Origin of the sequence: Marixanthomonas sp. SCSIO 43207 (assembly GCF_019904255.1) — a bacterium.
Taxonomy (GTDB): Bacteria; Bacteroidota; Bacteroidia; order Flavobacteriales; family Flavobacteriaceae; genus Marixanthomonas.
Genome location: NZ_CP063203.1, coordinates 2,541,568 through 2,568,379, shown reverse-complemented (window position 1 = coordinate 2,568,379; position 26,812 = coordinate 2,541,568). Strand labels below are relative to the sequence as shown.

27 protein-coding genes are annotated in these 26,812 nt (G+C 32.6%); 2 read left to right on the top strand and 25 right to left on the bottom strand.

Going from position 1 to position 26,812, the window contains the following annotated elements:
* Window positions 1-9: 9 nt before the first annotated feature.
* From INR76_RS12060 to INR76_RS12045, 4 genes are all read right to left on the bottom strand, one after another.
* Window positions 10-246 (bottom strand): (4Fe-4S)-binding protein, encoded by a 237-nt coding sequence (locus INR76_RS12060; protein ID WP_223108216.1) that lies wholly within the window; start codon window positions 244-246, stop codon window positions 10-12.
* A gap of 107 nt (window positions 247-353) precedes the next feature.
* Window positions 354-1,658 carry a deoxyribodipyrimidine photo-lyase gene (locus INR76_RS12055; protein ID WP_223110018.1) on the bottom strand — a complete coding sequence of 435 codons (1,305 nt, stop codon included), beginning with the start codon at window positions 1,656-1,658 and terminating at the stop codon, window positions 354-356.
* The gene (locus tag INR76_RS12050) at window positions 1,658-2,353 is read right to left on the bottom strand and encodes an SDR family NAD(P)-dependent oxidoreductase (RefSeq protein WP_223108215.1); all 696 of its coding nucleotides are present in this window, start codon (window positions 2,351-2,353) and stop codon (window positions 1,658-1,660) included. Before INR76_RS12050 ends, INR76_RS12055 begins: the two co-directional genes overlap by 1 nt.
* Before the next feature lie 4 nt (window positions 2,354-2,357).
* The gene (locus tag INR76_RS12045) at window positions 2,358-2,819 is read right to left on the bottom strand and encodes an SRPBCC family protein (RefSeq protein ID WP_223108214.1); all 462 of its coding nucleotides are present in this window, start codon (window positions 2,817-2,819) and stop codon (window positions 2,358-2,360) included.
* 344 nt (window positions 2,820-3,163) lie between these two features.
* Between INR76_RS12045 and INR76_RS12040 the strand changes: the two genes are divergently transcribed.
* Both INR76_RS12040 and INR76_RS12035 read left to right on the top strand, forming a co-directional pair.
* Complete coding sequence (locus tag INR76_RS12040; RefSeq protein WP_223108213.1) at window positions 3,164-4,009, top strand: DUF2911 domain-containing protein; 846 nt, start codon at window positions 3,164-3,166, stop codon at window positions 4,007-4,009.
* Between the two features lie 200 nt (window positions 4,010-4,209).
* Window positions 4,210-5,631: a glycosyltransferase family 2 protein gene (locus INR76_RS12035; protein ID WP_223108212.1), complete on the top strand. Its 1,422-nt coding sequence runs from the start codon at window positions 4,210-4,212 to the stop codon at window positions 5,629-5,631.
* 169 nt (window positions 5,632-5,800) lie between these two features.
* On the opposite strand, the gene INR76_RS12030 is transcribed toward INR76_RS12035, so the two are convergent.
* From INR76_RS12030 to INR76_RS11930, 21 genes are all read right to left on the bottom strand, one after another.
* Window positions 5,801-6,190: a DUF6122 family protein gene (locus INR76_RS12030; protein WP_223108211.1), complete on the bottom strand. Its 390-nt coding sequence runs from the start codon at window positions 6,188-6,190 to the stop codon at window positions 5,801-5,803.
* Window positions 6,191-6,211: 21 nt separating this feature from the next.
* Window positions 6,212-6,958: a DUF1835 domain-containing protein gene (locus INR76_RS12025; protein WP_223108210.1), complete on the bottom strand. Its 747-nt coding sequence runs from the start codon at window positions 6,956-6,958 to the stop codon at window positions 6,212-6,214.
* A gap of 155 nt (window positions 6,959-7,113) precedes the next feature.
* Window positions 7,114-7,491, bottom strand: coding sequence for a DUF1428 domain-containing protein (locus tag INR76_RS12020; RefSeq protein ID WP_223108209.1), 378 nt, complete (start codon window positions 7,489-7,491; stop codon window positions 7,114-7,116).
* Complete coding sequence (locus tag INR76_RS12015) at window positions 7,488-8,408, bottom strand: hypothetical protein (protein WP_370632402.1); 921 nt, start codon at window positions 8,406-8,408, stop codon at window positions 7,488-7,490. The genes INR76_RS12020 and INR76_RS12015 overlap by 4 nt, the downstream gene beginning before the upstream one ends.
* Complete coding sequence (locus INR76_RS12010) at window positions 8,365-9,066, bottom strand: hypothetical protein (protein ID WP_223108208.1); 702 nt, start codon at window positions 9,064-9,066, stop codon at window positions 8,365-8,367. The genes INR76_RS12015 and INR76_RS12010 overlap by 44 nt, the downstream gene beginning before the upstream one ends.
* A 121-nt stretch (window positions 9,067-9,187) precedes the next feature.
* Window positions 9,188-9,664, bottom strand: a complete 477-nt coding sequence (locus INR76_RS12005) for an SRPBCC family protein (RefSeq protein ID WP_223108207.1) — start codon at window positions 9,662-9,664, stop codon at window positions 9,188-9,190.
* Window positions 9,665-9,850: 186 nt separating this feature from the next.
* Entirely contained in the window at window positions 9,851-10,618 is a 768-nt protein-coding gene (locus INR76_RS12000) for an MBL fold metallo-hydrolase (RefSeq protein ID WP_223108206.1), read from the bottom strand.
* A 58-nt stretch (window positions 10,619-10,676) separates the two neighbouring features.
* Window positions 10,677-11,255, bottom strand: a complete 579-nt coding sequence (locus INR76_RS11995) for a Crp/Fnr family transcriptional regulator (RefSeq protein WP_223108205.1) — start codon at window positions 11,253-11,255, stop codon at window positions 10,677-10,679.
* A 13-nt stretch (window positions 11,256-11,268) separates the two neighbouring features.
* Window positions 11,269-11,850 carry a YdeI family protein gene (locus INR76_RS11990; RefSeq protein ID WP_223108204.1) on the bottom strand — a complete coding sequence of 194 codons (582 nt, stop codon included), beginning with the start codon at window positions 11,848-11,850 and terminating at the stop codon, window positions 11,269-11,271.
* Between the two features lie 691 nt (window positions 11,851-12,541).
* The gene (locus INR76_RS11985; protein ID WP_223108203.1) at window positions 12,542-13,600 is read right to left on the bottom strand and encodes a M48 family metallopeptidase; all 1,059 of its coding nucleotides are present in this window, start codon (window positions 13,598-13,600) and stop codon (window positions 12,542-12,544) included.
* 73 nt (window positions 13,601-13,673) lie between these two features.
* Entirely contained in the window at window positions 13,674-14,708 is a 1,035-nt protein-coding gene (locus INR76_RS11980; protein WP_223108202.1) for a serine hydrolase, read from the bottom strand.
* A 159-nt stretch (window positions 14,709-14,867) separates the two neighbouring features.
* On the bottom strand, window positions 14,868-15,374 hold the full coding sequence (locus INR76_RS11975; protein ID WP_223108201.1) for a hypothetical protein: 507 nt from the start codon (window positions 15,372-15,374) through the stop codon (window positions 14,868-14,870).
* 17 nt (window positions 15,375-15,391) lie between these two features.
* Complete coding sequence (locus INR76_RS11970) at window positions 15,392-16,180, bottom strand: DNA alkylation repair protein (RefSeq protein ID WP_223108200.1); 789 nt, start codon at window positions 16,178-16,180, stop codon at window positions 15,392-15,394.
* 204 nt (window positions 16,181-16,384) lie between these two features.
* Window positions 16,385-16,921 carry a DUF4440 domain-containing protein gene (locus tag INR76_RS11965; protein ID WP_223108199.1) on the bottom strand — a complete coding sequence of 179 codons (537 nt, stop codon included), beginning with the start codon at window positions 16,919-16,921 and terminating at the stop codon, window positions 16,385-16,387.
* A 286-nt stretch (window positions 16,922-17,207) separates the two neighbouring features.
* Window positions 17,208-18,521 carry a hypothetical protein gene (locus tag INR76_RS11960; protein WP_223108198.1) on the bottom strand — a complete coding sequence of 438 codons (1,314 nt, stop codon included), beginning with the start codon at window positions 18,519-18,521 and terminating at the stop codon, window positions 17,208-17,210.
* 67 nt (window positions 18,522-18,588) lie between these two features.
* Complete coding sequence (locus tag INR76_RS11955; RefSeq protein WP_223108197.1) at window positions 18,589-19,668, bottom strand: serine hydrolase; 1,080 nt, start codon at window positions 19,666-19,668, stop codon at window positions 18,589-18,591.
* A 126-nt stretch (window positions 19,669-19,794) separates the two neighbouring features.
* Entirely contained in the window at window positions 19,795-20,262 is a 468-nt protein-coding gene (locus INR76_RS11950) for a DinB family protein (protein WP_223108196.1), read from the bottom strand.
* Window positions 20,263-20,364: 102 nt separating this feature from the next.
* On the bottom strand, window positions 20,365-22,011 hold the full coding sequence (locus tag INR76_RS11945; protein ID WP_223108195.1) for a serine hydrolase: 1,647 nt from the start codon (window positions 22,009-22,011) through the stop codon (window positions 20,365-20,367).
* Window positions 22,012-22,173: 162 nt separating this feature from the next.
* Window positions 22,174-22,644: a hypothetical protein gene (locus INR76_RS11940; protein ID WP_129760038.1), complete on the bottom strand. Its 471-nt coding sequence runs from the start codon at window positions 22,642-22,644 to the stop codon at window positions 22,174-22,176.
* 89 nt (window positions 22,645-22,733) lie between these two features.
* Window positions 22,734-25,286 carry an ATP-dependent helicase gene (locus INR76_RS11935; protein WP_223108194.1) on the bottom strand — a complete coding sequence of 851 codons (2,553 nt, stop codon included), beginning with the start codon at window positions 25,284-25,286 and terminating at the stop codon, window positions 22,734-22,736.
* Window positions 25,279-26,643, bottom strand: coding sequence for a DNA recombination protein RmuC (locus INR76_RS11930; protein ID WP_223108193.1), 1,365 nt, complete (start codon window positions 26,641-26,643; stop codon window positions 25,279-25,281). The genes INR76_RS11935 and INR76_RS11930 overlap by 8 nt, the downstream gene beginning before the upstream one ends.
* Window positions 26,644-26,812 lie beyond the last annotated feature (169 nt).

Below are 26,812 nucleotides of genomic sequence, written 5' to 3'. Positions count from 1 at the left end.
AATTAAAATTTATTTAACAACGTGCTCTTTTTTATTGTAGCAAAAGTTTAATGCTCCTGAAGGACATTTCCTTATTTGCTTTATAACGGTTTCGGTGTCAGCACCATCCATATTAATCCAAGGAATTATTGATGTTCTAAAAACTTCAGACAAACCTTGAGCACATTTCTCAGCGTGGATACATTTTTTAGGTTCAAAACTTACCGTGATTTCACCATTGGTGAATTCATTTGTAATCGTTTCCATAAGCATAGATTTGGGGGTTATGTAAACTCTTAATTTTCAATATGTTCGATAAATATATGTAAAATATCGATAAAGTGTAGTTTTTGAAGAATAATCTTACAGTGATTTTAAGAAACAGCTTTTTTATACGTGCTTAAAGCACGTTCGCGAGCCTCTTTGTGATCTACCATTTTTTCAGGATAGTTATCTGTATCATATTCATCAATCCATTTTTTTAAGTACATATGGTTTTTATCAAATTTTTCAATTTGCGTTGTAGGATTAAAAATCCTAAAATATGGTGCCGCATCTACACCGCTACCTGCTGCCCATTGCCAATTTCCTACATTGCTTGAAAGCTCATAATCCAGTAGCTTTTCAGCAAAATAAGCTTCACCCCATCGCCAATCAATTAAAAGATGTTTGCACAGAAAACTAGCAACAACCATGCGTACGCGATTGTGCATATAACCGGTTTTATTTAACTGTCGCATACCGGCGTCAACCATAGGGTATCCGGTTTTACCTTCTTTCCATAGCTTAAATTCTTCTTTATTGTTTCGCCATTTTACACGATCATATTTTTTTCTGAAGGCTGTATCTACTGTTTTTGGATAATGCCAAAGTATCTGCATAAAAAATTCGCGCCATATTAATTCTTGCCAAAAAGTTTCGTTTTTTTCTGCAATGGCTTTTTTGATCATTTTTCGCACGCTTACAGTACCAAAACGCAAATGCGGACCTAAATGAGAAGTAGCGTCTTCAGATGGAAAATTTCGTTTTTTCTCATATTCTTTGATTGTTGTGGGCGTTACATCATAATCTGGTACTTCAATACTTGATTTTTTAAACCCAATATCTCCTAAGGTTAAATTAGGCAAACGTGTATTTGAAACTAAATTTTTTAAAAACTCGTTGGTGTAGTAAATTTTTAAGTGTTCATCTTCATTAAAGGTAGACTTCCACGTTTTCATATACGGAGTGTATACTATATATGGATCACCATCATCCTTTACAACTTCGTCTTTTTCAAAAATGACTTGATCTTTGTACGTGTAAAAACCTATATCTTTTTTAGATAATAATTCTTTAACTTTTTGATCTCTATCTTTGGCGTAAGGTTCGTAGTCGTGGTTGGTTATTACGTTTTGAATGTTATATTTTGAACAAATTTCTTCAAAAACTTTTTCTGGCTTTCCATAGAACATAGCCAAACTGCTATCGTGCTTTTGAAGTTCATCCCTCATTTTCTGAAGGGTTTCAAAAATAAATGTAACCCGAGCATCATCTTCAGGAAGTTCATCCAATATTTCAGAATCAAAAATAAAGATTGGTAAAACGGGGTGTTTTCCGTGCAGCGCTTTGTAAAATCCTACATTATCATCAATCCGTAAGTCCCTTCGGAACCAAAAAATATTTACTTCTTCCAAAATTAATTAAGATTTATAGTTGAAAGCCCACCATCAACACCTATTACTTGACCCGTAATCCAACTTGCATCATCGTTAATTAAAAATGTTGCAGTAGAGGCAATGTCATCAACTGTGCCTACTCGTTTAAGTGGATGACGTTCTGCCATCTTTTCTTTTTTTGAATCATTATTAAGCAGTTTTGAAGCCAACGAGGTATCTGTTAATGAAGGGGCAATTACATTTACTCTAAAATTTGGTGCATATTCTGCAGCCAATGCTTTTGCAAATCCTTCAATAGCACCTTTGGCTGCCGCTACACTGGTATGAAATGGCATTCCTGTATTAACTGCAACAGTACTAAAAAATAACAAAGAAGCTTGATCAGCATTTTTTAAATTGGGTAATATGCCTTTTACAGATTTAACTAATGATAAGAAGTTTACATTCAAATCTTCTTGAAACGTATCTTCACTCATCATTTTAAAAGGCTTTAAATTGATGCTGCCAGGACAGTAAATAAAACTGTGAATGGTTTCAGGAAGGTCTAAGCTTGAAATATCATCCTTAAGAGCATCAAATGATAGGTGTGTTACGCCTTCGGGAATACTTTCATTGCTTCTAGAAGCTATATATACCGAATTGTTTTTGCGTAATTTATCTGCAATGGTGGCTCCTATACCATATGAACCGCCAATGAGTAGTATATTCTTTTTCATAGTATTAAATTTTTCCGAAAAGTTCTGTCAATTTGTTTTTTCGGTATTCAAAAATTTCTTGAAGTTTGGGTTTGACCAAAAAGGGATGTGCCCATTGCCCTAAAAACCCCATAGGTACTTTATAATGGATGATATCTTCCATTTCGACACCATTATCTATTTCTTTTATAAAATGTTTATGGTGCCAGAGTGAATAAGGTCCAAAGCGTTGTTCATCAACAAAATATTCACCTTGTTGAACGTGTGTTATTTCTGTAACCCACTTGGTTTTTATACCAAGAATAGGCGTTACCACATATTCAATAATTTGACCTGGATACATTTTTCTGTCAGCTCCCGAAACAATATCAAACCCCATATAATCTGGAGTTATGGTTTTTAGGTTTTCTGGTGCAGACAAAAAGTCCCAAGCTTCTTGTTTAGAAATAGGTAATCGCTGAATAGAACGTAGTTGATATATCTTCATACATGCGTTTTACAGATTATCTTCTTTTGTAAGATAATTTGCTATTCATACGCATTAATCGATACATTTCAACTTTTACGGCTCTTTTGTTTTTGCGAAAACTGAATAAATTTTTGATAAATGACAACATAACTTTTTTCTTTTAAAAATACGACTGTTTTACGAATTAAAAAATAGTTTAAACAAAACTTAACAATTTATTTATAGCCTGTTAGCAGTTGCTTAATTGGTTATGTAGGCAGATTTACAAAGCCTTAGTGCGTCATTTTAAGATTTTATTAACTTTAGATGTTTTGGCTTATTGTAATTTAGTATGCTCAAGAAATTAACTAAAAATTAGACTTATGAGAACCTTATTACTAACTGCATTTGTGGCTATTCTTACTACCGGAATGAGTGCACAAATTAAAACACCACAACCCAGTCCGTTTCAAAAAATAGAGCAGACTGTTGGTTTGACCGATATTACGCTAGAATATTCACGTCCGTCTATGCGAGGTCGTACTATAATGGGAGGATTGGTTCCTTACGGAAAAATATGGCGTACCGGAGCCAATGAAAATACCAAGATAACATTTAATAAACCTGTATTAATCGATGGTACAAAATTGAATCCTGGTACGTACGCTATCTATACAAAACCAAATAAAGATAGTTGGGAAGTATATTTTTACAGTGATGCTAATAACTGGGGTAACCCACAAAAATGGGATGAAAGTAAAGTAGCAGCAAAAACGACTGCAAAAGTATATCCTATGCCTATGGATATAGAGACTTTTACAATGTCTTTTGATGAAATTACTCATAACGCTGCTCACCTTGGAATTTTATGGGAAAAAACCTATGTAGGTGTTCCTATTGAAGTGATGACAGATAAAGAAGTATCAGCAAGCATTGACCGTGTTATGAATGGTCCAGGATCAAATGATTATTATGCCGCTGCTGTATATTACTTAAATACTGATAAGGATATTAACAAAGCAAAAACTTGGATTGATAAAGCTATAAACTCTGCCGAAAATCCTGCATTTTGGCAGTATAGACAACAGTCTTTAATTTATGCAAAAGCTGGTGATAAGCAAGGAGCTATAAAAGCTGCAAAAAAATCACTAGAACTTGCTAAAAAAGCAGGTAATGACGATTATATTGCTTTAAATGAAAAGTCTTTAAAAGAATGGGGAGCAATGTAAACCCTAATTTCACTTTAATAAAAAAAGCGTTCTATCACAAGGACGCTTTTTTTGTGTTTACTAGTAGACAATAAGTGTGTAAAAAGTAAACACTTTTAGTATACAATTTTTCTGAAATACTCCTTTTAAGCCTTTAAAACTGTAATGGCACACGGTTTGTCTTTAAGGTTGTAAAAATTAACAAAGAGAAAATATTTTAGATGAATCGTAACAAAACTACTTCAGAAAAACAATCAAAGGGAACCCTTTGGAATTCCTTTTTTAATGGAAAAAATTTAAATCAGGAAAAAGCAGACAAGACATGGAATATTCTTGTTCTGTTCAATACATTTCTTTTATTAATTGGTGGAGCTTTTCTAGTGTATCAAATGCAAAATGATTTTGCACAATTTAGAATGGAACGGTTAAGCACCACTTGGGGTTATATATTCTTCGTAGTTGCAGCAACATTATTTGTTTTTAAAGCAGGTTTCTTTATATATCAACTATATCTATACTTTAGGTACAAACCAATTGCTTCAGTTTCAGATGAAGAGTTACCTACCGTATCAGTAATTGTGCCTGCTTATAATGAAGGAAAGCAAGTATGGAATACACTTATTAGTTTGGCAAAAAGTGATTATCCGGTAGATAAAATTCAATTATTAGCTATTGATGATGGAAGTAAAGATGATACTTGGTACTGGATGCAAGAAGCTAAGAAAAAATTAGGTGATCGAGTGTCTATCTTTCAGCAACCTGAAAATAAAGGAAAGCGTCACGCTTTATACAGAGGTTTTAACATAGGTACCGGAGAAGTATTTGTTACAGTTGATAGTGACTCTGAAGTAAACGAAGATACTTTACGAAACTTAGTAAGCCCTTTTATTACCAATAAAAAGTGTGGAGCCGTAGCCGGAAACATTAGAGTTTTAAACAACAATAAAGCGTTGTTGCCCAAAATGCTGAACGTAAGTTTTACATTAAGTTTTGAGTTTGTACGTTCTGCCGAAAGTAAATTAAATTCAGTATTGTGTACGCCGGGAGCGCTGGCAGCATATCGTAGAAAAGCTGTTTTTAATTGTCTAGATGAGTGGATTAATCAAACATTTATGGGTAAACCATCAGATATTGGTGAAGATCGTGCGATGACCAATATGATTTTAAAACAAGGCTACCACGTATTATTTCAGCGTAATGCTTATGCATATACCAACGTTCCTGAAAAGTATAAAGGTTTATACAAGATGTTTATTAGATGGGGTAGAAGTAACGTGCGTGAAAATATTGCAATGGCCAAATATGTTTTTACAGATTTTAGAGAAGGAGCAAAATCTGGATCTAGACTATTATTCTTTAGTCAAGCGACAAAATTAATTATGTGCTACCCATTCTTACTGTTTATGTTGTATTTCATTCTAGTACACCCGGTACTGTTTGTAAGTTCAACCTTAGTAAGTATTTTGGTGCTATCAAGTTTTCAAGCCATCTTTTACGCTAAACGGTATAATTTTTCAGAATCATTCTGGGCATATACTTATAGTATTCTATATACCTTTAGTTTATTTTGGATTACGCCATATGCCATTGCAACAGCTAGTAGAAGAGGATGGTTAACAAGAGAATTACCTCAACAGAAATAATCAAAACCTAATCAATTTCTGACTAAAAAGCTATTTCAACATACTGAAATAGCTTTTTCTGTTTTTAAAATATAGAATATGATGGTTAAAAATGTGAGTTTTAATTTACTTCAGAAACTATTAAAAGTGAGTTTTCTTAATAAATGAATTACACTTGTAATGTAGTAAATTACTTGATATTCAGAAACCTAGAAATGGATTTAACTAGCGATTCTGCCGGCGAATCAATTAAACAAGTGGGACAGTTTGCATAAGTAAAAATACAGTCTATCAAATCTGTAGCTAGATGTAACAACAACCCAATACCAATGATAGAAAACGGCTTTCTGAAAAATAACAAACCAATATACAGCAATGCCGCAAAGTACGAGTGAAGGGGGTGGAAGTTAATACTACATCTATTGGCTTGAAATATAGGGTCTGCAAATACATGATCTATATCTATTAGCATCGTTGCCAGTAAAATAATATATACCTTTTTCCATTCTCTTTTATAGAAAAAATAAGCAATAAAAAGGGGAAATCCTAAATGTAGAAAGTAATGCGTAAATTCTTGCATATTTTAAGTTGAAACAAATTTCTATTGATTTTTTAGTATTTGATCAAATAATGCTTTTACTTGTAAATCGCCAAACCCATAAATGCTTTCCCTTATAGAAAACTCTTTAAAAACCTTTTTAAAATCTTTGGTTTGTTGTTCAGCCATAATTTTTTGTAAGGTTTGTGTTGGTCTTCCGGGTTTTCCATCTTTGGGTAGTCTATCCAGTTGAGCTTGAACTGCAGCCAAAATAAAAGGATACGTGTCTTCAATACTTTTGGCAGTAAGCTTTAATAGATCCCAGTTTTTATTTTTATAAGCCAGCCAGAGAGATGAAATGCTCTTACGGGGTTTAATCTTAGTTCTGTTTTGATAAACCGCAAATAATTCTTGCTTGTTTAACGCTCCAAAACCATATTGAGTGTGTTTAGGCGGTCTTACCAAAAATAAATTGTTTTGTACCTTGTTTTCTGAAAGTAAATGAATGACAAACCAAAAGTTAACTTGGCAAAATAAATCATCCTCAAACCATAAATTGACATTTGAATCAGATTCTAGCGTAAGGATTTTTTGAAACTCAGTTTTAACGTTTTGTAGATATGCTTCTTTTGTGTCACCGTAATTTTTACTAATAAATTGGGCTCTATTATTAAAAAAAGAATCAAAAGTATCACCATCAACATTTCCTTCAATAAGACATTCTCTTGCAATTATTAAAGTTCCCTTTATATCTTCCGGAAACTGTTCTTTCAGTGCGTCACCATTTAATATGTGATATTCTTTTTTCATAAAAATTTAACTAAGTAGCGTTAAAAGTACTTCTTTTTTCAGAAGAAAAGGAGTAATTAAACTTCATTACTTAGTACTGTTAATGTTGAATTTTAATAACTTAAAGTATAGATTTCTTTGTAGTCTAGTCTTTGGTAAAAGTAGATTCAATTTTTTTACTGCGAGTTTATAAAAGGTTTAAAGCCTCCATATACCATTCTACCAGCATCAAAAATTTTATTATTTTCTTTAAAAAGAGGTGCTACAAGCTTGGTCATTCTTGCATCTAACGGTACTTTTTTGTTGGCTTTATCTCTTACTTCTTTTGAAGGAAAGACAACCCACCCAAAAATAACTTCTTCATCTGTAGTTGAGGCTATAGCGTGTGGAAAAGAGCGAGTTGCTTCAAGAGATAAATCATCACCAATGTATTCAAAATAGGCTAAAGCTCCATACTCTTTCCACATTTCGGCTACTTGTTCAGCAATTTCTTTGTATTGCTTCAAGTGCTTTTTATCAATTGGAAAAACAAATGCGTCTATGTAATCGTTCATACTTTTTTTCTTTTTATGTTATACTCAAACCTTAAAACGGTACTATTCCATAAAGTTAAGGTTTGTATAGCAGTAATGTTGTTATCACTACTAGAAACAATTAACTTGTCTTTAAATGATTTAATAAATTTGGTGTATAACTTTTCTTTTGAATCCTTTAATAAAAAGTAAAAACCGCTATCTCCAATTTTTTTTCCAGATGAATCTAAAATAAGCTCACCATCCTTTCCTACCTTTGGTTTTAAAATTACCGTCGCATTCCCATTTGGTAATGGAAAAACTGCTTTTATACACGTTTTACCTGATGGTAGTTTACAGGTTTCATAAACCCCTGAATAAACTATATGACCTGTTGATTGAAATGTTCTAAGCCAAACAGTTCTTTTAATTTTTTTTGATTTTAAATCAATGAGTTGAATTATATCACTTGTTAATCCAGAAGTATCTTTTATATTTTTTATAGGTACGTTTAATTGTTGAATTCTTTTACTAAATATTAATTGTAATAGAACTCCAAAAATTTTAAAAAAAGGATTCCATTTAACCTTTAACTTTAAATCATAGTTAGATGTATTTTCATAAAAATCAATAACATTTTTGGATAATAATTTTTTTTCTTTTTCTGAAAGTTTAAGTTGTTCTATGGATTGAATTAATCCACAGCTTTTGGTTTGATTATTTATAGTTAAATTTTCCTTTTCTGCAAGTTGATTAATAAACTTTAAACCAATACCATTTTCACTTCCGAAAGGACCCAAAAGCCATTTGTGGGTTATAGGGCTAATTTTTTTTCCAAATAAAATAACCCATTGTTGAGTAATCCAGTCCTGTACATTTTGTTTGGTATTTGCTAATCCCATTAATAAAAAGAAGTTATTGTGTTGAGGTGTAGTTTGACTTACCTTTCCACTGTCCAAACTCGGATAAAGGTTTGAACCTTAAAGTTGTAAATTCAAAATGGAAACTCTTTCTTTCTCTTTCTTTCATAGCAGCAGAATGTCTTTTAGGTCTTTTAACTAAACTATGTCCCTGTACCATATCTGTCATTTCTTTTTCCGTTTTCCAAATTGAAAAGGTAGATACGGTATTAGGAAATTTTACTGATGCTAAAGCTAGAGTAGCACTTGGATGGTCTCTAACTAGCTTTTCTACAGGTCTTCCCCAATTTATAAATCTTGGTATAGCCAATGGTTTCATTCTAGCTATAGTTACAGCAACAACGGGTGACTTTGATTTATTTAATTGATCTTTAAGAATCGGTATTTTAAATCCGCTAAATTTTCCCCATTCTCTAATAAATGATAGACGTACGTGCCAACCTTCTGCCAATTTTTTACCAAAGTTGTCTTGAGTTAAAAAAGTTTCAAGGTCATTTTCATCATTCCATTGTATAAAAACAGCGACTTGACCAATTAAAACCCTCGATTTAGAAAATACTGGTGAGCCAAGTGTCATCACAGTCATATATTCTGAATGAATAAGTCCTTTTGTGTTTTTTAAAATAGGTTTTGAAAATATATTTTTTATTGCTTCAAAAAAGGAAAGTTCTATTAAATGATAAGAGAATATACTCAAGATATTTTAGTTAAAATTACTATTACAACTGTAACTAAAACTACAAACAAATGAAATAATGTAGCCCAATTTTAAATTTAAATATATAGAATTAACTTTTTAAAATATTACTTTCACCAACTTACTTTCTTATTATCTTTTTCCATTTTTGTGATTCAGCAAACTCTTTAATAATATAGTTTCTTTTTGTTAGTAAGTTTATCATGTATTTTCTAAGAAATAATATGTTTGCAAGTTTCCCAATTACACCTAAAGGAGTTTTGTAATAAAAAATATCTGTCACTACGGTTTTATTGTTTACGTTTTTAAAATAATGTTCATGCTTAAAACTTTTAAAAGCTCCCGAAACCATCTCATCTGCAAAATATACTGGGCTTTTAAATTCGGTTATTTTTGAAGTTAGTTTTTGATAGATACCAAAGTGTTTTGCTCTCCAAGTAACACTTTCTCCTAATCCAATCAAGCCAGATATTTTACCAGCAACAGCCTCTTCCTTGGTATGCTCTGTCGATATTTTATGCAAATCAATACTTCTTGAAAGATCAAAAACGATTTTTATGTTCGCATCGATTTTAGTTTCTAAAACAATTTTAGGCATTGCTGTTACAAATAATAAGATAAGAAATATAAAACTAATGATTTTGCTAGAACTTATTCAATGTGACCCACCATAAAACCCATCACGAATAGAAGTGGGATAATATAAATATTAATAACTAATGACTACTAGCTATTTAATTAGATGCGACTCTTAATTAATTTTGTATTCATTTCTGAATCGTCATTAAAATTCCATCACTTCTCCATCTTGGGGTACAGAGACTTTTTCTATTAATCCGTTTCTTTTTAATTCTGTAATTAATTGTTCTCTAGTAATAGGGCAGTGGTTTACCGCTTCTAGGTGATTTGCAATGACTTTGTATGGCGAATTTTTTACAAACTTAATGATGTCTTCCATTGTCATCAACAATGGTTTAAAAAGATCTAATTGTGCTCGTCCGCTTGCAACAACACTTATTTCTGGTTTGTACTCTCGTAATACGCTGTCAACTGCATCTGTGTAAATCGTGTCTGAACTTATATAAATCGTTTTTTCATTGGGTAATTTTATGTAAAAGCCCATTACATTTCCCATTGGTTTGGCTATAAAACCATAACCGTGTTTTGCAGGGATACCTTCTATAGTTCCTCCCAAAAAATCTGACTTCTCCCAGTACCTAATTGTTTGTGAAACATTCAGTCCTTTTTTGCGAAGCGCTTCTTCATCCTTTATACTGCAAAGTATCGGTATGTTATTTGACTTTAAAAAGCGTTCGGCTTCACTATCTAGATGATCGGGGTGAAGGTGTGTAAGTAAGCAATGAGTTGTTTTATTTATTATATCCATAATGTTAGCTGGCAAATCAACAATTGGATTGCGCTTTGGTTTATATCTAAACAATGTAAAAGAAGGGCCTACTGTTCCTTTTTTACCTAGCATAGGATCTATCAAAATAACTTTATCATTGGTTTCAAGAACCATTGTAGCGTTTCTTACGTGATGTATTTTCATAATAATATTTCTTTGAAACAAAGGTAGTGTAGGGAAGTTTTTACTACATTGATTTGAATCAAGAAATACGTTTACGAATTCTACTTAACGTTTCGGGGGTGATATTTAAATACGAAGCAATGTGATATTGTGGGATGTTTTGTAACCAATGTGGTTTGTAGATACATAATTCATTATACAACTCTTCGGGTGATTTGGTCACTCTGTTGTATTCAAAGAGTTCTTTTTGTTTTAATAATTTCTGAAAAGACATATCAATAAATGATTTTCCACAGTCATATTTTTCCAGAAGCTGTGTAAAGGGTATTTTGTCAATAACCAATACCTCTACGGGTGTTAAGGTCTCCTGATTCTTTTTGGTGGTTGTAGTGTTTATAAATGAGGTTAAGTCTGTAATAAACTGGGGTTTGCTATAAAAGTTTATGTTTGTCTCTTTATCGTGAGCGGTATAATATTCTCTAATAGTACCTTTATTTAAAAAACGCAACTGTTTTTCATGAGTGTTTTCTAATAATACTTGAGTGTTCTTTTCAATATTTTGTACACTGAATAAATTAAGCAATTCTTGCAATCCATGTTTGTTTAGAGGATATTCTGTATCAAAGAAAGACGCTATTTTGGTGGTGTCTACTGTCATAAATACATATTATTTATCTCTCATTATATCCTTTTCCGTCAAAGATTTTATGTTTTGCTTTTTCAATTCTCGATACACGAGTTTTGGACTGTTTGGCGCTAGTAAAATGAAGTAAATATCCTCTTTGTCTTCCTGGCGTTAATGAATTAAATGCTTTTTCAAAATCACTATCTTCTTTAAAAGCAGCAAGCAACTCATCAGGTTTTTCATAATCAGAATTTTTTTTCAATGCAACTTCTTTACCTTCTTGTTCATTTTTGATTGCTTCGTTTATATAATCTTTAATGATATGTTTTTGTTTTTCTATTTCAGTTACACTAGCAAAACGAAGCTGTCTGGCAACTTGCGTATTTTTTGTTTGTTGAATAAGCACACCTTGGCTGTCTTTTAACAAAGCACCTTTATGAAATAGTAAAGCGCAATACTCCTTAAAACCGTGTATTAAAACAATATTTTTACCCTTATTTGTGTAACAGGGATGCATCCATTTAAAGTCTTCTTCAACATCACAATCTATTATAATCTCTCGAAGCATTTTCATTTCTTCTTTCCATTGTTTTGCTCTTGATAGATACGCTTTTACCCTTTTGTCCATATTAAATGCTCTTACTTTATTTTGGTGTTGCTACAACTAACTCTAATACCTATATATTTTTTTTGAGTCTTAAAAATACAGTTTTAGTTTGAGGGGGTATGGATAAATTCTGTATCTAATAGATAAGAATATATCTGGGGTGTTCTATATAAGCTTTATATCTTTTTTTTATAAGTATGATCATTAATAAAAGGCATAACCCTACTAATGTAATAATACTCCCACCAATTATAAAAGATATACTATAATCGTTATCAAACATAAAGCAAAACATATTAAAAAAATCATTTAATATACCATCACTATTCCTGTTGGAAATGCAATGAAATTTTATAGAAAGGTAGCAATTGTATCAACTTTATTAATGATACTTTTCTAATTAATGCAATTCCAATTCCAAAACCTGCCAAAGCCCAAAGTCCACGTCTAAAGAAAAAATCACTTTATGGAATTGATGTTAATATATAATATTTTTCAGTATCATTGCTCAACACTGCGTTAAATCTATCTCCTTGAAATCCTAAAAACAATCTTTGAATGCCGATGATTATAGAAAAAAGAGCAAGTGTTTCAATTAGAACAATTTTATAATTTAATTTTTCTAACCTATCTTTTAAGTAATCCAAAATAATATTTGCTTAACGGCTATACGTTGATAAAATTTATTTAACCATTAGCTTAACTCAAATGACTATTTGATAAATAGATTGTTTTTTGAAATTTTTAAGCTATTTTCTGCTTGAGTATACCAATCAACAAAATCATCAAACTCAGTTTTATGAGAATTAAGCCAAGTATCAAACTGATTGGGTACAGCTATTTGAAAAATATAATGGTTGTAAGCATTAAAAAGGCCATTATCCATTAATTCTTTGTGGTAGCTAAATAAAACATTTGGATGGGTTTTATAATCTTCATTAAAATAGTTATTTAAAAAATCAATTCGTATTTGAGACAAGGATGTAAGGTCAACCTTTTCTTTACCAATTAATGATAGCAATACGTTTTTTTCAAATACCATACAAAATGGTGCTTCTAGATTGCCTTTTAAAACTTGATCACCGTCAATTACAATATCACAAAAATTAACTTCGGAAGAGTTTTCTTTAAATTTTATAGACTCCTTATAAGTATGAAAAAGCCATTCACTAACTTCTTGAGTTCTTGAAGTAGTTCGTTCTATATTCATGAATATTTCTCCGTAAATCAAACCGCTTAACTTATCATTAGAGTTAAGGTATAAAGAAGCAAGTTGGTAATAATTGGATGGAAACATTGGATCTACTGTTATACCCGTTTTATAGTTTTTAATTGCTTCAGAATATTTTTTTTGTTGACTATAAATATTTCCTTTTTCCAAATGTAAATTTCCCGCATTTGGAAATTTATTTAGTCCTTCATCATATTTTTCAAGGGCCTTGTCAGGATTTCCTAAATAACTATAACTGTTACCTAAAGCTTGATAAACTTGGCTATTTATTGAATCATATGTTTCAATTCGTTCTAAAATATCAATAGCTTCTTCATGTTTATCTTGTAAAATTTTTGCATAGGCAATTTCATAAGGATAGATATAATTTTCAGGATCTAGTTTTTCACTTTCCTGAAGCATGACAATACTCTCATTTATTTTTCCTTCATCCATTAATTTTATTGCTTTTTTTGCATTTGATAAAGCTATTTCTGCATTTGATTGTGCTAGAATAGTATATCCTATACAAAGACAAAAGCAAACTATAAATCGATTCATATATTGGGTGTTTTGATATTAAAAACAATTCATCAATATAGAGTATTTTTATAAATTATCTCTAACCTATAAATCACTGTCTCTTTAAAATTTTATACAATCGCTTGTTTATTATTTCAGACAGGTTCCAGTTGATGAGTTTGGGGTCTGTTGTATTGTAGAATTGTACCACTACAGCATCAATATCTTCATAATAGTTGGCAAAACTCTGATAACCCGGCACCCAACCGGCATGCTCAAACTCATATAACGAAGCATATATTTCTTTTTCTTCGTCTTTAAATACAGATCCATCATGTAAGGCTCTTAAAAAAATCCCTACGTCTTCTGCTGTTGCCACCATACTTATATTAGGGTCAGCCATTTTTAAATCACTTGAATGACCTATATGGTAGCCACTCATTATATCTTCTGCAGCTACATCCAACACCGAATTATACGTATTGCTAAGGTTATGAGGAATTAAAACTTCTTCTTTAATAAATCGAAATGTATCATACCCCAATGCATTATCCATTATTTTGTTGAGTATTAAATAATTGGTATTGCAATATGCATAGTCTTCATCGGGTTTAAAGTCTGCAGGTTTATTTAGGATTAAAGCGAGGCTTTCTTCATAAGAAGCTGTTGGTGCTGACCAAAAATCGGGTGTATCTGTAAAATTAGGTAAACCACTTCTGTGTTGTACCATCATTCGTAAGGTTATTTCTTTGGCATATTCAATTTTACCTACAAGTTCAGGAAGGTAATCGGCAATAGTTTTATCTAGTGAAATACGCCCCTTGTGAACCAATTTGGTAAGAGCTACCGCGTCATATAATTTACTGATGCTGGCAATTTTAAACAACGCTTGGGGTTTTGCAGCTGTTTTGGTTTCTCTATTGTGCCAACCGGCAGCATACTGTTGAGGAGCTTTACCGGATTGATCTATATAGACTATCATCCCCTCAAAGTCATATGCTAGGGCTTCATCCATTTGTTCTTCAATGGTATCGGGTAAGGGGAGTATCCAGGCTTTTACCAACGTCCAAGGAACAAAGAACAGAGAGGTTATAGATGCTACAATGAGAAACAGCTTGAGAACCCGCTTGGTTTTCTTTTTTGTCATAGGTTTATAATATTGATGATACTAAGATAATGTACATATATAACCTGTCTATCAATAGGTAATGTAAGGATACTACTTTTTATGAATACAACTAGTAACTAGTTAAGGATATCATTGTTTTATACAAACAATAAATATAACCTTTAAAAACTTTTACAATTACTCGTCTCGATCAAGGGTCATTTCAAAAAATTGATTCCAGGTTTCTCCTTTTTTGTACTCGCCTGTTTCATACCACTGTCCGTTTTCGTTCAACCAGATGACATAGCGAACGTTATCATTAGGATACCAATATAATTTATTATCTATCACTTCTGCTTTAAACTCTGCATTCATTCCGCTTGGTAGGTAGGAGCGAAACGAATACTGCTCTTTGTTTTTATCATAGGTAAGTATAGCAAGCGCATCGTGAACGACCTTTCCGTTTGATTTTCCTTTGCCTTCAATTAAAATGGCAGTAGAATCTAGTTTGTAGTGAATTTTTTCGGTTTGATTAAATTCTGATTTTCCATTCTTGCCGAGCATCCATCCACTGCCTTTCCAGTCACCGGTCATAAAACTGAGTTGTTTCATTTTAGACTGTATCAATTCATCTGTTTCAGAATTTTGAGAGAATGCGGTACTTGACAATACCATCATAAAAATAAGTGTGTAAATACGTTTCATACGTTGGTTTTTTAAGTTTATACGTTGGTTTTATTGTTAATAATACTGAGCGCCCATGTATCTTCAGATTTTATGAAATTTCTAAGGGCGTGTTTGATAATCCATTTTCGTTCTTTGCCTATATCTGCGTGATTCCACTGTTCAATTATTTCTTTACCTATATCAAAATTATCCTTCAGAATATCGTTTAAGCAATTGGCTACAGATTTTTGAACATACCTTGAAGGGTCATCTTTCATCGTATTCAAAATAGGAATAATAGGTCGAGGATTTTCTATAAACACATCGAGCTTTTTTGCCCATGGTAGTCTGGGTCTTACACCTTCACTTGCTAGTCTTCTTAAATGAAAGTTTGAACTGGTAGACCAACGCTTTATATATTCTAGTGTTTTGTCTTTATGATTAGTTATATAGGGGCGTATAGCGTATTCACCAGTATTGCGCTTGGTAATTTCTTCTATGGCTTTTATGGATATGGTAAAATCGTGGAGACCGTATTTTTCTACATATTTTGCAATGGGCATTATCCAGTAATATGTAGAAAACATACCTGTTTCACTTTTAATTTCCGGACCTAATATAGCTACTAACTTTGAAAGACCGTTACTGTAATTAGTGTCATAACTGTGGTATAATTCATCAGCAAATGCTTCAACTCGGTCTTTTAATTCCAGCGTATCTAGTTGTCCTTCTATATTCTGAATAAAAGAAGTTGTGTTAAATGTAGGGTCAATAGCAACTAACTTATCAGCTAATAACATAGCTAAGTCTTTATCAAACCAATACTTTAACTTTTTATAAGCCATTACTCAACTAGATGTACTATTGTATTGTTAAAATGTTTTTTTGCAATTAAAGATAGAAAAATTTTTGTGTATGTTTAGCGTATTATTATTACACACCAATGGTAACTAAGCGTTAGCGAAGTATTAAAAGTAGTAGTTTTGACTTTAAACAATTTTAGAAAGCTTATCTATTGTTATTAGTTTAATGAAGCTAAGTCTCTTGACTTAATCATTAACTTGAATTAGTTTACCTTCAGGCATGCTCATGTCTCTATGTCCTCCAATTACAAACCATTTTCCTTTTTCTTTTACCATAAAGTCACTCCACCTTAACGTACCTCTAAATGTATTTCCCTTCGTTCTTCCATCTGGCATATCTTCTCCGTGGTAAGTGAACGTTTCCGTGTGGGTGTAGTGAGCAATAGCTGATTTTCCATCCTCCATTATTTTAATAGCTATAGGGGTAACCTCCATTTCTAAACACTCTTCTTCAGCTTTCATAATTTTCCAAAATTCACCCATTTGTTCTTTAGTAGTTAATTCATTCTCTTGTGAAGCCCACTTTCTCCATTCAGGATGATGATACCCCATGTACATGTCAAAGTCATTATCTTTCCATGAATTGAACCGGCCTTCAATTGCATTCCAGATTTCTTGTTCAGTTTGTCCGTTACTTATTTCTTTCGTGGCGGTGATATTAGGTTTTTTCTCTATTTCATTGCATGAAAGTAATAAAAGTACCACGGTAAAAATTGCAAACATTTTTTTCATATTCTTTTGTTTATAGGTTACACGACTTGTCTATACTCTTTAACTAGCTATTTAATAAGTTATATTCTGAATGCACTGCTCGATAGATATCCTATCTCACCAAAGTACTAACAGCTTCAGCAAACTGAAGCTGTAAATAGATACCTAAAGATAGTGATTATTTTTTTTTATAACTTACAAGCATACAGTTTGTTATGGTAGTGTAAGAGAAGGGAGGTAAGCGATTACTTCAAGCTACCATAGGCACTAACTTTTGTAAAGGTTCACCTATGTAGTATTATTCATCCTTTGTTTTAAACTCAATTAAATACGGTTTTAAAGGAATGTCATCTTGTGTTCTGAAGTTATTAGTAATATACAATTGATAAGTTTTGTTAGGCTCTAGATCCACGGGTATGGTCCACGATGCGTGATCTTGTGACCAATACCTACCGTTAATATCGTTTTTAGGAAAGGCATTTTCACCCAAATCTCCATAATCTACTCCGGTATTATATCCATTTAAAGGTCTGGAAAATGTTACGGTTATCTGTTTAATATCGGTACTTACAGCATCACTATTGTTTTTAAATTGATCTATACCGGTAACATAAGGTCGTCTAGCTTCAAAGGCTTGGTGCAATGCTTCTAAAGAAGCTGAAAAGAAAGCAGTCTTTTCTACAAACGCTTCAATTTGTGATTCATTTTCATAATCAAGCTCAATCATGGTTTTAATGGCTTCCTTTTTATCTTCTGCTTGCTTGTAATAGTTTTCACAAATTTGATAACCAATGTAATACCCCAAATCTCTTACACCAAATTCATTAGGAGCATCACTCCATAGCCATTTGTTTTGGTTGTTTATATAAAACATTTCTGTTTCAAATTTTTCTTTGACTGCCTTATGTTGTTTTCCATATGTAATGGCTGGCAAATTGGGTTTTAGGTCTAATGCCGTATACGCAACAAAATCACCCACCCCTTCGTGCAAACAATAAGAAAGAAGATTATGCACAAATGGTTTTTGTTGTGTGTGTACAAATTCTTGTATAGCCAAAAACACCACATCATCTATTGGGTTTTGGTTAAAATACGTCTGTCTACCTTTTTGGATAGCTACCGGAAACTCTGTAGCGACCGTATGTTCATCGGCAAAAGCCATCTCACTACCTATAAGCGCCAAGCTGTCTAGATAAGTGCCCCCGGTACGCAATGCACCAATGGTAAAGTATATTTTGTTTGGTTTTAAGTCTGGGTATAGTTGTTTTACCTTTTCAAGTCCTTTCTGTATTTCATCTCGATACGAGTCTGCCTTCAAGGTGTTATTTCGTACCGAATTCCAAAACTTAGGATAGTTGTTGATGGCATCTATATATGCTTGTGGTGTATAATTTCGAGCTTGCCGTATACCTTCTAATCCCAACGTACCTCTTTGAAAATATAAACTATCAAGGTATGCATACTGCAGAACCGAATCTTGCGTAGTCTGTATTTTGTCATAGGCTTCCCAGAAGTTTTGTATGTCTGAAGTAACAACGTTTGAATGTTGATTTTCTGTTTGGCAGTTGGTTAAAAGTACCGCAACAACCAAGAGGGATAGAAGGTTCTTCATAGTTTTTTCTGTAATCATTTAGGTTATACCCAGGCGAGTAGAAGCACCTTGTTTAACCAATAGTTTTCTATTCTTTATATTGATTGTTCATTAAGCCTAAACACAGTTGATCTATGTTTCTATTTTGACTATGAAATCCAGATACTGTTGAAAGTATAACAATACCAATTTTGTTATCTGTGTCCATAGCCAGTATAGACGAGTAGCCACCCGTTCCGCCATTGTGCATATACCAAGTATTTTGTGAGTCTGGGTTTATTTTATTCCAAGCCAAACCTACTTCCATTTGATATGCCGGAATTTTAAACGTAGTTTCTCTAGTTAAGCTTAGTGCTTTGTTTTCAGGGTTAAATTGAGCTTGCATAAACATTGCCAGATCTTCAACAGTTGATACCATGCCTCCGGCTCCTACAAGTGAGTTTAAATTCCAGTTGGAAGTTTCATTTCCATTACTATCTCGCCCTTTAATCAATTTTTCTTGTACCTTATTTTTGTTGGTTGTGGTATGTTTCATTCCATATTTTGATGCAATATAGGTTTGAAGTAAAGACTCATACGTTGTGTCTGCTTGAGTTTCCAATAGATAGCCTAATATCCCTGCGCCTAGGTTTGAGTAAGCATAGTTACTGCCTGAAAGCGTATCTAGCGCTAATTCAGTGGTTAAATACTCTTTTAGTTTAGCTTCGCTATATTCATTATACGGATTCGTTTGATCTACTTCGTTTAGTTTCAGGTTTGAAGGCAATCTGGGAAGTCCGGAGGTATGGTTAGCGAGTTGTACTACTGTAATTTGTTTGTTCTGTAAAGGGAAATCAAAATACTGCTGTATAGGATCGTCCAAGGCTATTTTGTTGTCTAGTACAAAATTTGCAAGCAATGTAGAAGTAAACACTTTTGTTATAGAACCTATTTCAAAAACCGTATCTGAATTGTCTACATATGCTATGGTATCTTGTACCCGTTTAAATCCATAATATGATACTTGGTCGTTATTAATAAAGGCAATTGAAAACTCGGTGTGTTGGGGAAAGTCTTTAGTTTTTTCAAAAAGTAAGTTTAGTTCATTGTTTGAAAGGGTATTTTTAGTTTGCCCTATAGTCAAGAAAGGGAGTAGAATTCCTAATGCAATCAATAGGCTTTGTTTCATAGCGTTAAGTTTTAATACTTGCCAACGGTCTTAAGCAATAGAACGTTACTGCAATAAAGATACATCTTTTTTACACTTGTTTCGTATCGATAAATTGCAACGGTAAGGAAGTAGGGCGGAAGGGGCTTAATCCCAAATAGTAGGTCTAGCAATATTCATCGCTCTTAAATAGGATAAAAACTGCCCGGCGTGAACAGACTCGTGATACCCAATCCGGAACAAATAGGGGGCAAGGACTTTCTTTTCTCCATTTCCGGGGTGAATAAGTTGTGTTTCGTTTAATTCTTTATCTGAAAATTGTTTTATACGCTCCAAAAAGGCTTTTCTGTATGGCTCAGCAAATTCAAGTTCTTCTTTGACAGTAGTGAAAGGGCGGTTGTTCCAGGGTGTTTTATAAGATCTCATATCACCTTGATTGATAATAATATGCCACCCATAATCAGCTTCCAGTACGTGCCGTATCATTGCCGAAGCACTCATAGCAGTATCGTCTGGTTTCCAGTTATAATGGCTCTCAGGAAGTACACTCCACAGCATACTACTTCGTCTCCTTATTTCATTTAAATGCAAACATATGTGCTCAGATAAGTTCATAGAAATAGTTGCTGCGGTTGTCTTTATAAATGTTCTATTGCTTTTTTCTTATTTGTTTTAGCAATATAACCGTAATAATTTATGTAGAATGTATTATCGTACTTATATTTTATCAAATACAATTCCCAAGATTTTCAACCCAATTATATTTTTAGTATCATCCCTAACAAAGGTTAAGAGGTCTGATGAGTATTCAAAAGTATCTTTGTACAGGGGTTCTATTTCATATTTCCAAGCACCATTTCTACCATACACAAAAAGAGTATCGTCTTTATATACTACTTTTTTACTTATTTGAAAATCTGCATTAAAGTAGTGTCCTTCAAACGCTCTCAATTGCGTTTCGTTGTAGGTAGTTGGACTGTATTCATTAAATAGCCAAGGTACTTCGTTTTTTGAATTGAAGTAGCTATAGCTTTTTCCATCGGGTTTTAATTCAAATACAACTAATTTATCATTAAACATAAATTGATGATTTCCAATAGGTTTTAATCGTGTGATTTCTTCTCCATCTGTCGTAAGCACAGCAAGCTCATTATTTTTAAGTTGTATGGTATTTGCTTTTATAGTTTCAATATCACTACCCTTAAAAAGATAGTTTCCTTCGTATTGCTGTAATTCTTTTTCTGAAAGGTGTATGGTTTTGTGTTGTGTGCTCGTTTTTGTTTCATTGTTGGACGTAGTATTCGGAAGGTACAAATCAACTAACTGAAAAAACTGCTCTTCAAAATCTGAATCAAACGTATTTTGTGTGGTGAAAAACATCATATCCACTTCAGGAAAATAAAGGTACTTAGAAACAAAGCCGCCTAGTATCATTCCGTCAAAACCAACGGCTTCATAGTTAGCGTGTGTTTCAAATTCTACACCCAAACCATAATCGAGAATACTACCATTGTTTAACGTGGCTCTGGTATGCATTTTTTTATACAATTCAGGACATTTATTTTTTATATTCTGTAAGCCCAAATGCCACTTAAACATATCTTTTGCAGTAGTAAGTATTTGTCCGTCACCATCATAAATAAAGCTGTGTAGATGCGTTTTATAATAATCGCCTTCATCTTCTATATAGCCTATTGCCCTGTTTTTGATAATGGAATAGGTGCTTGTTTTCTTGATGGTATGTTTCATTCCAAATGGTTTAAAAACCGCCTCTTGCATAAACGTTGCAAAAGGTTTTTCCGATGCTTTGGCTATAATTTCAGCAAGTAAAATATAGTTTGAATTGGTGTATTGAAAGTACGCTCCCGGTTTAAAGTTTAAAGAATTAGTTTTGGTAATAAAATTCATCATTTGCGATTGCGTAAGCAAATCACTCCGACCATAATCTGCAATTCCCGCTATGCCATCCACTTCTTTAATGCCGCTTGTTTGATTCAATAGATGCTCAATGGTTGGGTTGCCTTTTTTATACCGAGGTAGATTATCTATGTACTTATAAGCCGGTTCTTTGATAGATAATTTACCTTGATCTTCTAGTAGGAGTATTGCGTAGGCAGTAAATTGCTTCGCCACAGAACCAATGTCAAAAACAGTTTCACTTGTAATAGGTACGTTATAATCCAAATTTGAAACTCCATATTGTTTTTCAAATAAGATGGTTTCACCTTTAGCGATTATAATGGAGTACCCGGGTGCATTCTCTTTTACTGTGTATACTTTATCTACTTGAGGTTCCAATTGTTGGCACAATCCAAATGTAGGTAATAGAGTACTTAAAATAAGTACAGTTCGTGCTATGTTCATATAGATTCTTTTACTGTAATGACTGTCTATAGGATCCGTTGTTACACTTGATGTATTTTTATGAGTAACCGTAGTGTATAGTGGAAGGTACGTGATTAAAGGTAGTTTTTTTCTGTTGATAACTTATGGTAGCTAATTGAGGTTATACCTTGTTGGCAATAGTTATTTTTCCAATTTATTAGTTGTGGCTACTTCTCTGTGTAATTTCCATTTTCCATCGCTCTTGTCCTTTTTTAGTATGGCCAAGAATGTATCCTCAATTTCTATCGGTTCACCTTGTTCATTGGTGTAATAAACAGAGCTTGTTCCAAAGTCATACGCTATACTATCACTTACAATAATTGTTTCTTTAGGTTTCATAATCAAACTGTCGTAACTAAAAGAGCCCACAGGTTCATTTCGTAGACGTTTATATTCTTCCCAAGTCCCACAAATAGGTGTTAATGATATGATATCTTTAGTACCATAATTCCTTAAATCAGCATAGCGTTTTTCTTTAATTGCCAGTTGAAAGCCTGCGCGAGTTTCCTCAATCGATGCTAATTCGGCTTGAATATCTATTTTGGTTTCATCCATCGATTTTATTTCCGTTTGCTTGTTTTTTTCGTTGCAAGAAATAAGAAATATTGTCACTAAAAGAAGTATTAAATTTTTCATTTAATTTTGGATTTACGGTTACTTTCTAATTATTGCTAACGGTCTTGTATAAGAGTAGTGGCGGTTTAAGACCACAAACCTTTCAGTTTAGACCATAAATTAATTTTATCTTTTTCTTTAGGTTTAGCACTATTGCCGCCATTACTTTTATACGTTGTTGGGCTTAGTATTTTTTCCTCCGTTTCTTGTTTCTTAGTCGTCTCTTTTTCCGCTTTTTTTGGTTCGGCTATTAGTTCTGATTTAATATTTTCGGCATTTATTTTATCAAGTATTTCCTTTTCTTCTTTTAAATCAGCTATTCTTTTTCTAATCAAATCTTTCTTTTCCTCTACACTGGTTTCTTTCGGTTCGGGAATTTCAGGTTTCTCACTTTGTTTAATTTGAATTTCGTTTTCTACAAACGAATTCCAATCTTCATCCGATTTTGATTTTTCAGTCTCTTCTTCCTCTGTAAGTTCAGTTTGCTTCTCGATTTTTGTTAAACCTCTAAATTCAAAATTTATTGGTTTGGTTTTTCCTGTTTCTACAAACTCAATTTGATATTCTCCTTTCTCTTCGTTTACTTCAATTACTTTTCCTTGTTTCCAAATCAAGTGATTTACCAAATCTCCAACGTCAAATTTCTTTTGAATTAATTGTCTGTTTGCATCAAGTTTAAGTTGTTCTTTAGCCTCATTTATGATTTCTTGACTTAATTCTCCTTTTCGCACAAAATAATTGTCGCTTATTTCAAATAAAAAACGAGAAGGATATTTATTTAAACCTGTGCTGAAATTGAAACCTTCTGATTCAGTCATATAAAATGCTTTTTCGGCTCTTGTTATTGCAACATAGGTTAAACGTCTTTCTTCTTCAATTGCTTTTGCTCTTCTTTCTTTGATTGACATAGCACTCGGTAACACACCTTCTGTGAAGCCGCAAAGAAAAACGTAAGGAAACTCTAAACCTTTAGAAGTGTGGATAGTCATTAGTTTAACTCGGTCATTTCTATCATCTTCAATATCCATATCTGTATAAAGTGCAATTTCTTGCAGATATTCAGTAAGGTTTATTTGTTCTTCATCTTGGGTTTCTAATAAAATTATTGAGTTTTGAAGTTCTTTGATATTATCTAATCTATCTGTGTCTCCGTCAGTTCTGTAATAAGCAGATAAACCGCTTTCGTCCATTATTTCTTTTACTAAATCTGAAATAATTAAATCTGCTTTTGATTTTTTATACTTTTCTATAAGTTCAATAAATTCAATTGCTCCTTTACGACTTAAATCTTTTTGCGTTATATTTTGTTGCAAAGCCGAATAAAGAGAAATGCTTTCTTTTTCAGCAATTTTTGCAACATTTTCAATGAACTTTTTACCTAAACCTCTACTTGGTGTATTCACAACTCTTAAAAATGAAAAATCATCTTCAAATTCAATCAATCGTAAATATGCCAAGACATCTTTAATTTCTTTACGCTCAAAGAATCGAATACCGCCAAAAACTGAATAAGGAATATTTTCTCTAATTAGCGATTGTTCAATGCTACGTGAAATATGATTTGCTCTATATAATATTGCAAAATCTGAATATTTACAGTTTTCATCTTTTGCAAGTCTTTTGATTTCATTTGCAACCCATAATCCTTCTTCGTAATCATTTTCTCCGTGAAAGTGAACAACTTCAACACCTTCGGGATTTTGAGTAAACATATCCTTGTCTACTCGAATTTTGTTGTTTTTAATTATATGATTACCAAGACTTAAAATGTTTGGTGTTGAACGATAATTTTGATTCATAATGATTGTTTTTGAATCAGTAAATTGTTTGTCAAAATCAACCAAAATTTCAGGTTTTGCACCTCGCCATTCATAAATGGTTTGGTCTGGGTCACCAACAACGAAAAGATTTTTATGGAACTGAGAAAGCATCTCAATTAACATAAATTGTTTTTGCGAACTATCTTGAGTTTCGTCAACTTGAATGTAGTGTAATCTCTTTTGCCACTTTTCAAGAACGTCAGGATTATTTACAAATATGTAAAGAGCAAAATTGAGTAAATCGTCAAAGTCTAAAGCGAAATTTCTTTGTTGCTTTTCTAAATACCTAATAAAGACTTTTTCTATTTCGTTGTCAGTTTCTTTTTTCTTTAATTCTAGGATGTATTGCAGATATTCTTGCGAAGTTTTTTGTTTACTTATGTACCTTAAAACTTGTTTGAAAGTAAATACCTTTGATGTTAAACCCAATTCATTGTAAACTTGTCGAAGAACAGTTTTTTGGTCTTCAACGTCCATTATTATAAAGTTCTTTGGGTATTTGATTTTGTTTATGTCCTCTCTTAATACTCGAACACAAAATCCGTGATAAGTGGTTATGTAACTTAAATCTGAATTTTCTCCGACTAAACGTTTTACTCTTTTTCGCATTTCTTGTGCTGCCTTGTTGGTAAAGGTTACACAGAGGATATTTGAAGAATTAATTCCTAATGCTTCAACTATGTAGGCATATCTTTGAGTTAGAGCTTTTGTTTTTCCCGAACCTGCACCTGCGATTACTCTAACAAAACCTTCGGTTTCTGTTACAGCTTTCAACTGTTGTTCGTTCAAATTTTCTTTTAGCTTCTCAACACTATCCATTATCTTCTTCTAAGTCCAACAAATTATCTGTTATTTCCGGTAAGATTGCTTTCGCTTGTCCCTCGTCAAGTGTTTCAACGTTTTTTAATTTTCTTTGAATGGCTCTCGTTCTTTTGCCCATAACATCATCTAATTGATTTAATCCTGTTTGGATATTTTTTTGAGCTTTTTGCATCATTCCTCCAAAGTTTTCAAATTCCTTTTTGACTGCTCCTAAAACTTGCCAAACTTCACCACTTCTCTTTTGAATTGCTAAGGTCTTAAAGCCCATTTGCAAACTATTCAAAATAGCAGCTAATGTTGTCGGTCCAGTTACAATTATTTTATAGTCCTTTTGCAATGTTTCAAGTAAAGCTGCTTTTCTTACAACTTCTGCATAAATTCCTTCGAATGGCAAAAACATTATCCCAAAATCAGTAGTATTTGGTGGGTCAATATATTTTTCACTAATATCTTTAGCCATTTTCTTTATTGTATTGTCTAATTCTTTTTGTGCGAATTGAACTTTATCTAAATCTCCATCATCATAAGCCATTTGAAGTTTTTCATAAACATCTTTTGGAAACTTAGCATCTACCGGAAGCCATACTACAGAGTTGTCATCATTTTTTCCTGGTAATTTTATGGCAAATTCAACAGTAGCTGAACTGCCTTTTTTTGTTTTGACATTAGCTTCATACTGTTCAGGTGCAAGTATTTGCTCTAATAACATAGCAAGTTGAACCTCTCCAATACCACCACGCATCTTTACATTACTCAGAACTTTTTTTAATCCTCCAACATCCGTAGCCAAATTTTTCATTTCGCCCAAACCTTCTTGAACAGACTTTAATTGTTTACCAACTGTTTCAAATGATTGGGTTAGGCGTTCATTTAATGTTTTTTGTAATTTCTCATCTACTGTTTTTCTGACTTCATTAAGTTGTTTCGTATTATCTTCTCGGATTTCTTTAAGCTGGTTTTCAACTGTTTCTTTTACCTCTTTAATTCTTTTTTCTGATTCTTGGTTTATTTCGGTTTGTTGTTTGCTAAATGCATCAAATCTCTCTTTTAATAGGTCATTTAAGCGTTTGGTATTATTGTCAAATCCTTCTTTAAAACCATCAAGCGATTTAGTCAATTCTTCCCTTTGATTTTTTGCAGAAGTATTTGATTCTTCTCTATTTCTTTGAAATTCATCTTTCATTGACTTATCGGTTCTTTCCAATGTTGAATCAAATTTCACTAATGAGTTTTTCGTTTCATTAAAATTTCCTTCAATGTCAAAATCAAGTTTTAGCTTTTTAACTAAAGTCACAATCAGATTTACTGCAAGCAAGATTATCAGTATTATGAGAAGTATTATTTCTGTCGTCATATTTGGTTTTTCATATTAAGCCCAACGGTCTCGTATAACCGTCAGTTACGGCTAAAGTAGCGATAATTTTCGGTTAAGCACTGACGTTAGCAATTCCGAGTAGATTCAGACGTAGTCGAATCCGCTGACCCGAGTGGAACGACCGAATAACTCCTTTAGTAAATATATA

What these genes read in the sequence shown, in the direction of transcription:
- INR76_RS12060 (WP_223108216.1), bottom strand. Translation starts at nt 246, where the DNA reads ATGGAAACGATTACAAATGAATTCACCAATGGTGAAATCACGGTAAGT.
- INR76_RS12050 (WP_223108215.1), bottom strand. Translation starts at nt 2,353, where the DNA reads ATGAAAAAGAATATACTACTCATTGGCGGTTCATATGGTATAGGAGCC.
- INR76_RS12045 (WP_223108214.1), bottom strand. Translation starts at nt 2,819, where the DNA reads ATGAAGATATATCAACTACGTTCTATTCAGCGATTACCTATTTCTAAA.
- INR76_RS12040 (WP_223108213.1), top strand. Translation starts at nt 3,164, where the DNA reads ATGAGAACCTTATTACTAACTGCATTTGTGGCTATTCTTACTACCGGA.
- INR76_RS12035 (WP_223108212.1), top strand. Translation starts at nt 4,210, where the DNA reads ATGAATCGTAACAAAACTACTTCAGAAAAACAATCAAAGGGAACCCTT.
- INR76_RS12030 (WP_223108211.1), bottom strand. Translation starts at nt 6,190, where the DNA reads ATGCAAGAATTTACGCATTACTTTCTACATTTAGGATTTCCCCTTTTT.
- INR76_RS12025 (WP_223108210.1), bottom strand. Translation starts at nt 6,958, where the DNA reads ATGAAAAAAGAATATCACATATTAAATGGTGACGCACTGAAAGAACAG.
- INR76_RS12020 (WP_223108209.1), bottom strand. Translation starts at nt 7,491, where the DNA reads ATGAACGATTACATAGACGCATTTGTTTTTCCAATTGATAAAAAGCAC.
- INR76_RS12005 (WP_223108207.1), bottom strand. Translation starts at nt 9,664, where the DNA reads ATGCCTAAAATTGTTTTAGAAACTAAAATCGATGCGAACATAAAAATC.
- INR76_RS12000 (WP_223108206.1), bottom strand. Translation starts at nt 10,618, where the DNA reads ATGAAAATACATCACGTAAGAAACGCTACAATGGTTCTTGAAACCAAT.
- INR76_RS11995 (WP_223108205.1), bottom strand. Translation starts at nt 11,255, where the DNA reads ATGACAGTAGACACCACCAAAATAGCGTCTTTCTTTGATACAGAATAT.
- INR76_RS11990 (WP_223108204.1), bottom strand. Translation starts at nt 11,850, where the DNA reads ATGGACAAAAGGGTAAAAGCGTATCTATCAAGAGCAAAACAATGGAAA.
- INR76_RS11985 (WP_223108203.1), bottom strand. Translation starts at nt 13,600, where the DNA reads ATGAATCGATTTATAGTTTGCTTTTGTCTTTGTATAGGATATACTATT.
- INR76_RS11980 (WP_223108202.1), bottom strand. Translation starts at nt 14,708, where the DNA reads ATGACAAAAAAGAAAACCAAGCGGGTTCTCAAGCTGTTTCTCATTGTA.
- INR76_RS11975 (WP_223108201.1), bottom strand. Translation starts at nt 15,374, where the DNA reads ATGAAACGTATTTACACACTTATTTTTATGATGGTATTGTCAAGTACC.
- INR76_RS11970 (WP_223108200.1), bottom strand. Translation starts at nt 16,180, where the DNA reads ATGGCTTATAAAAAGTTAAAGTATTGGTTTGATAAAGACTTAGCTATG.
- INR76_RS11965 (WP_223108199.1), bottom strand. Translation starts at nt 16,921, where the DNA reads ATGTTTGCAATTTTTACCGTGGTACTTTTATTACTTTCATGCAATGAA.
- INR76_RS11960 (WP_223108198.1), bottom strand. Translation starts at nt 18,521, where the DNA reads ATGAAGAACCTTCTATCCCTCTTGGTTGTTGCGGTACTTTTAACCAAC.
- INR76_RS11955 (WP_223108197.1), bottom strand. Translation starts at nt 19,668, where the DNA reads ATGAAACAAAGCCTATTGATTGCATTAGGAATTCTACTCCCTTTCTTG.
- INR76_RS11950 (WP_223108196.1), bottom strand. Translation starts at nt 20,262, where the DNA reads ATGAACTTATCTGAGCACATATGTTTGCATTTAAATGAAATAAGGAGA.
- INR76_RS11945 (WP_223108195.1), bottom strand. Translation starts at nt 22,011, where the DNA reads ATGAACATAGCACGAACTGTACTTATTTTAAGTACTCTATTACCTACA.
- INR76_RS11935 (WP_223108194.1), bottom strand. Translation starts at nt 25,286, where the DNA reads ATGGATAGTGTTGAGAAGCTAAAAGAAAATTTGAACGAACAACAGTTG.
- INR76_RS11930 (WP_223108193.1), bottom strand. Translation starts at nt 26,643, where the DNA reads ATGACGACAGAAATAATACTTCTCATAATACTGATAATCTTGCTTGCA.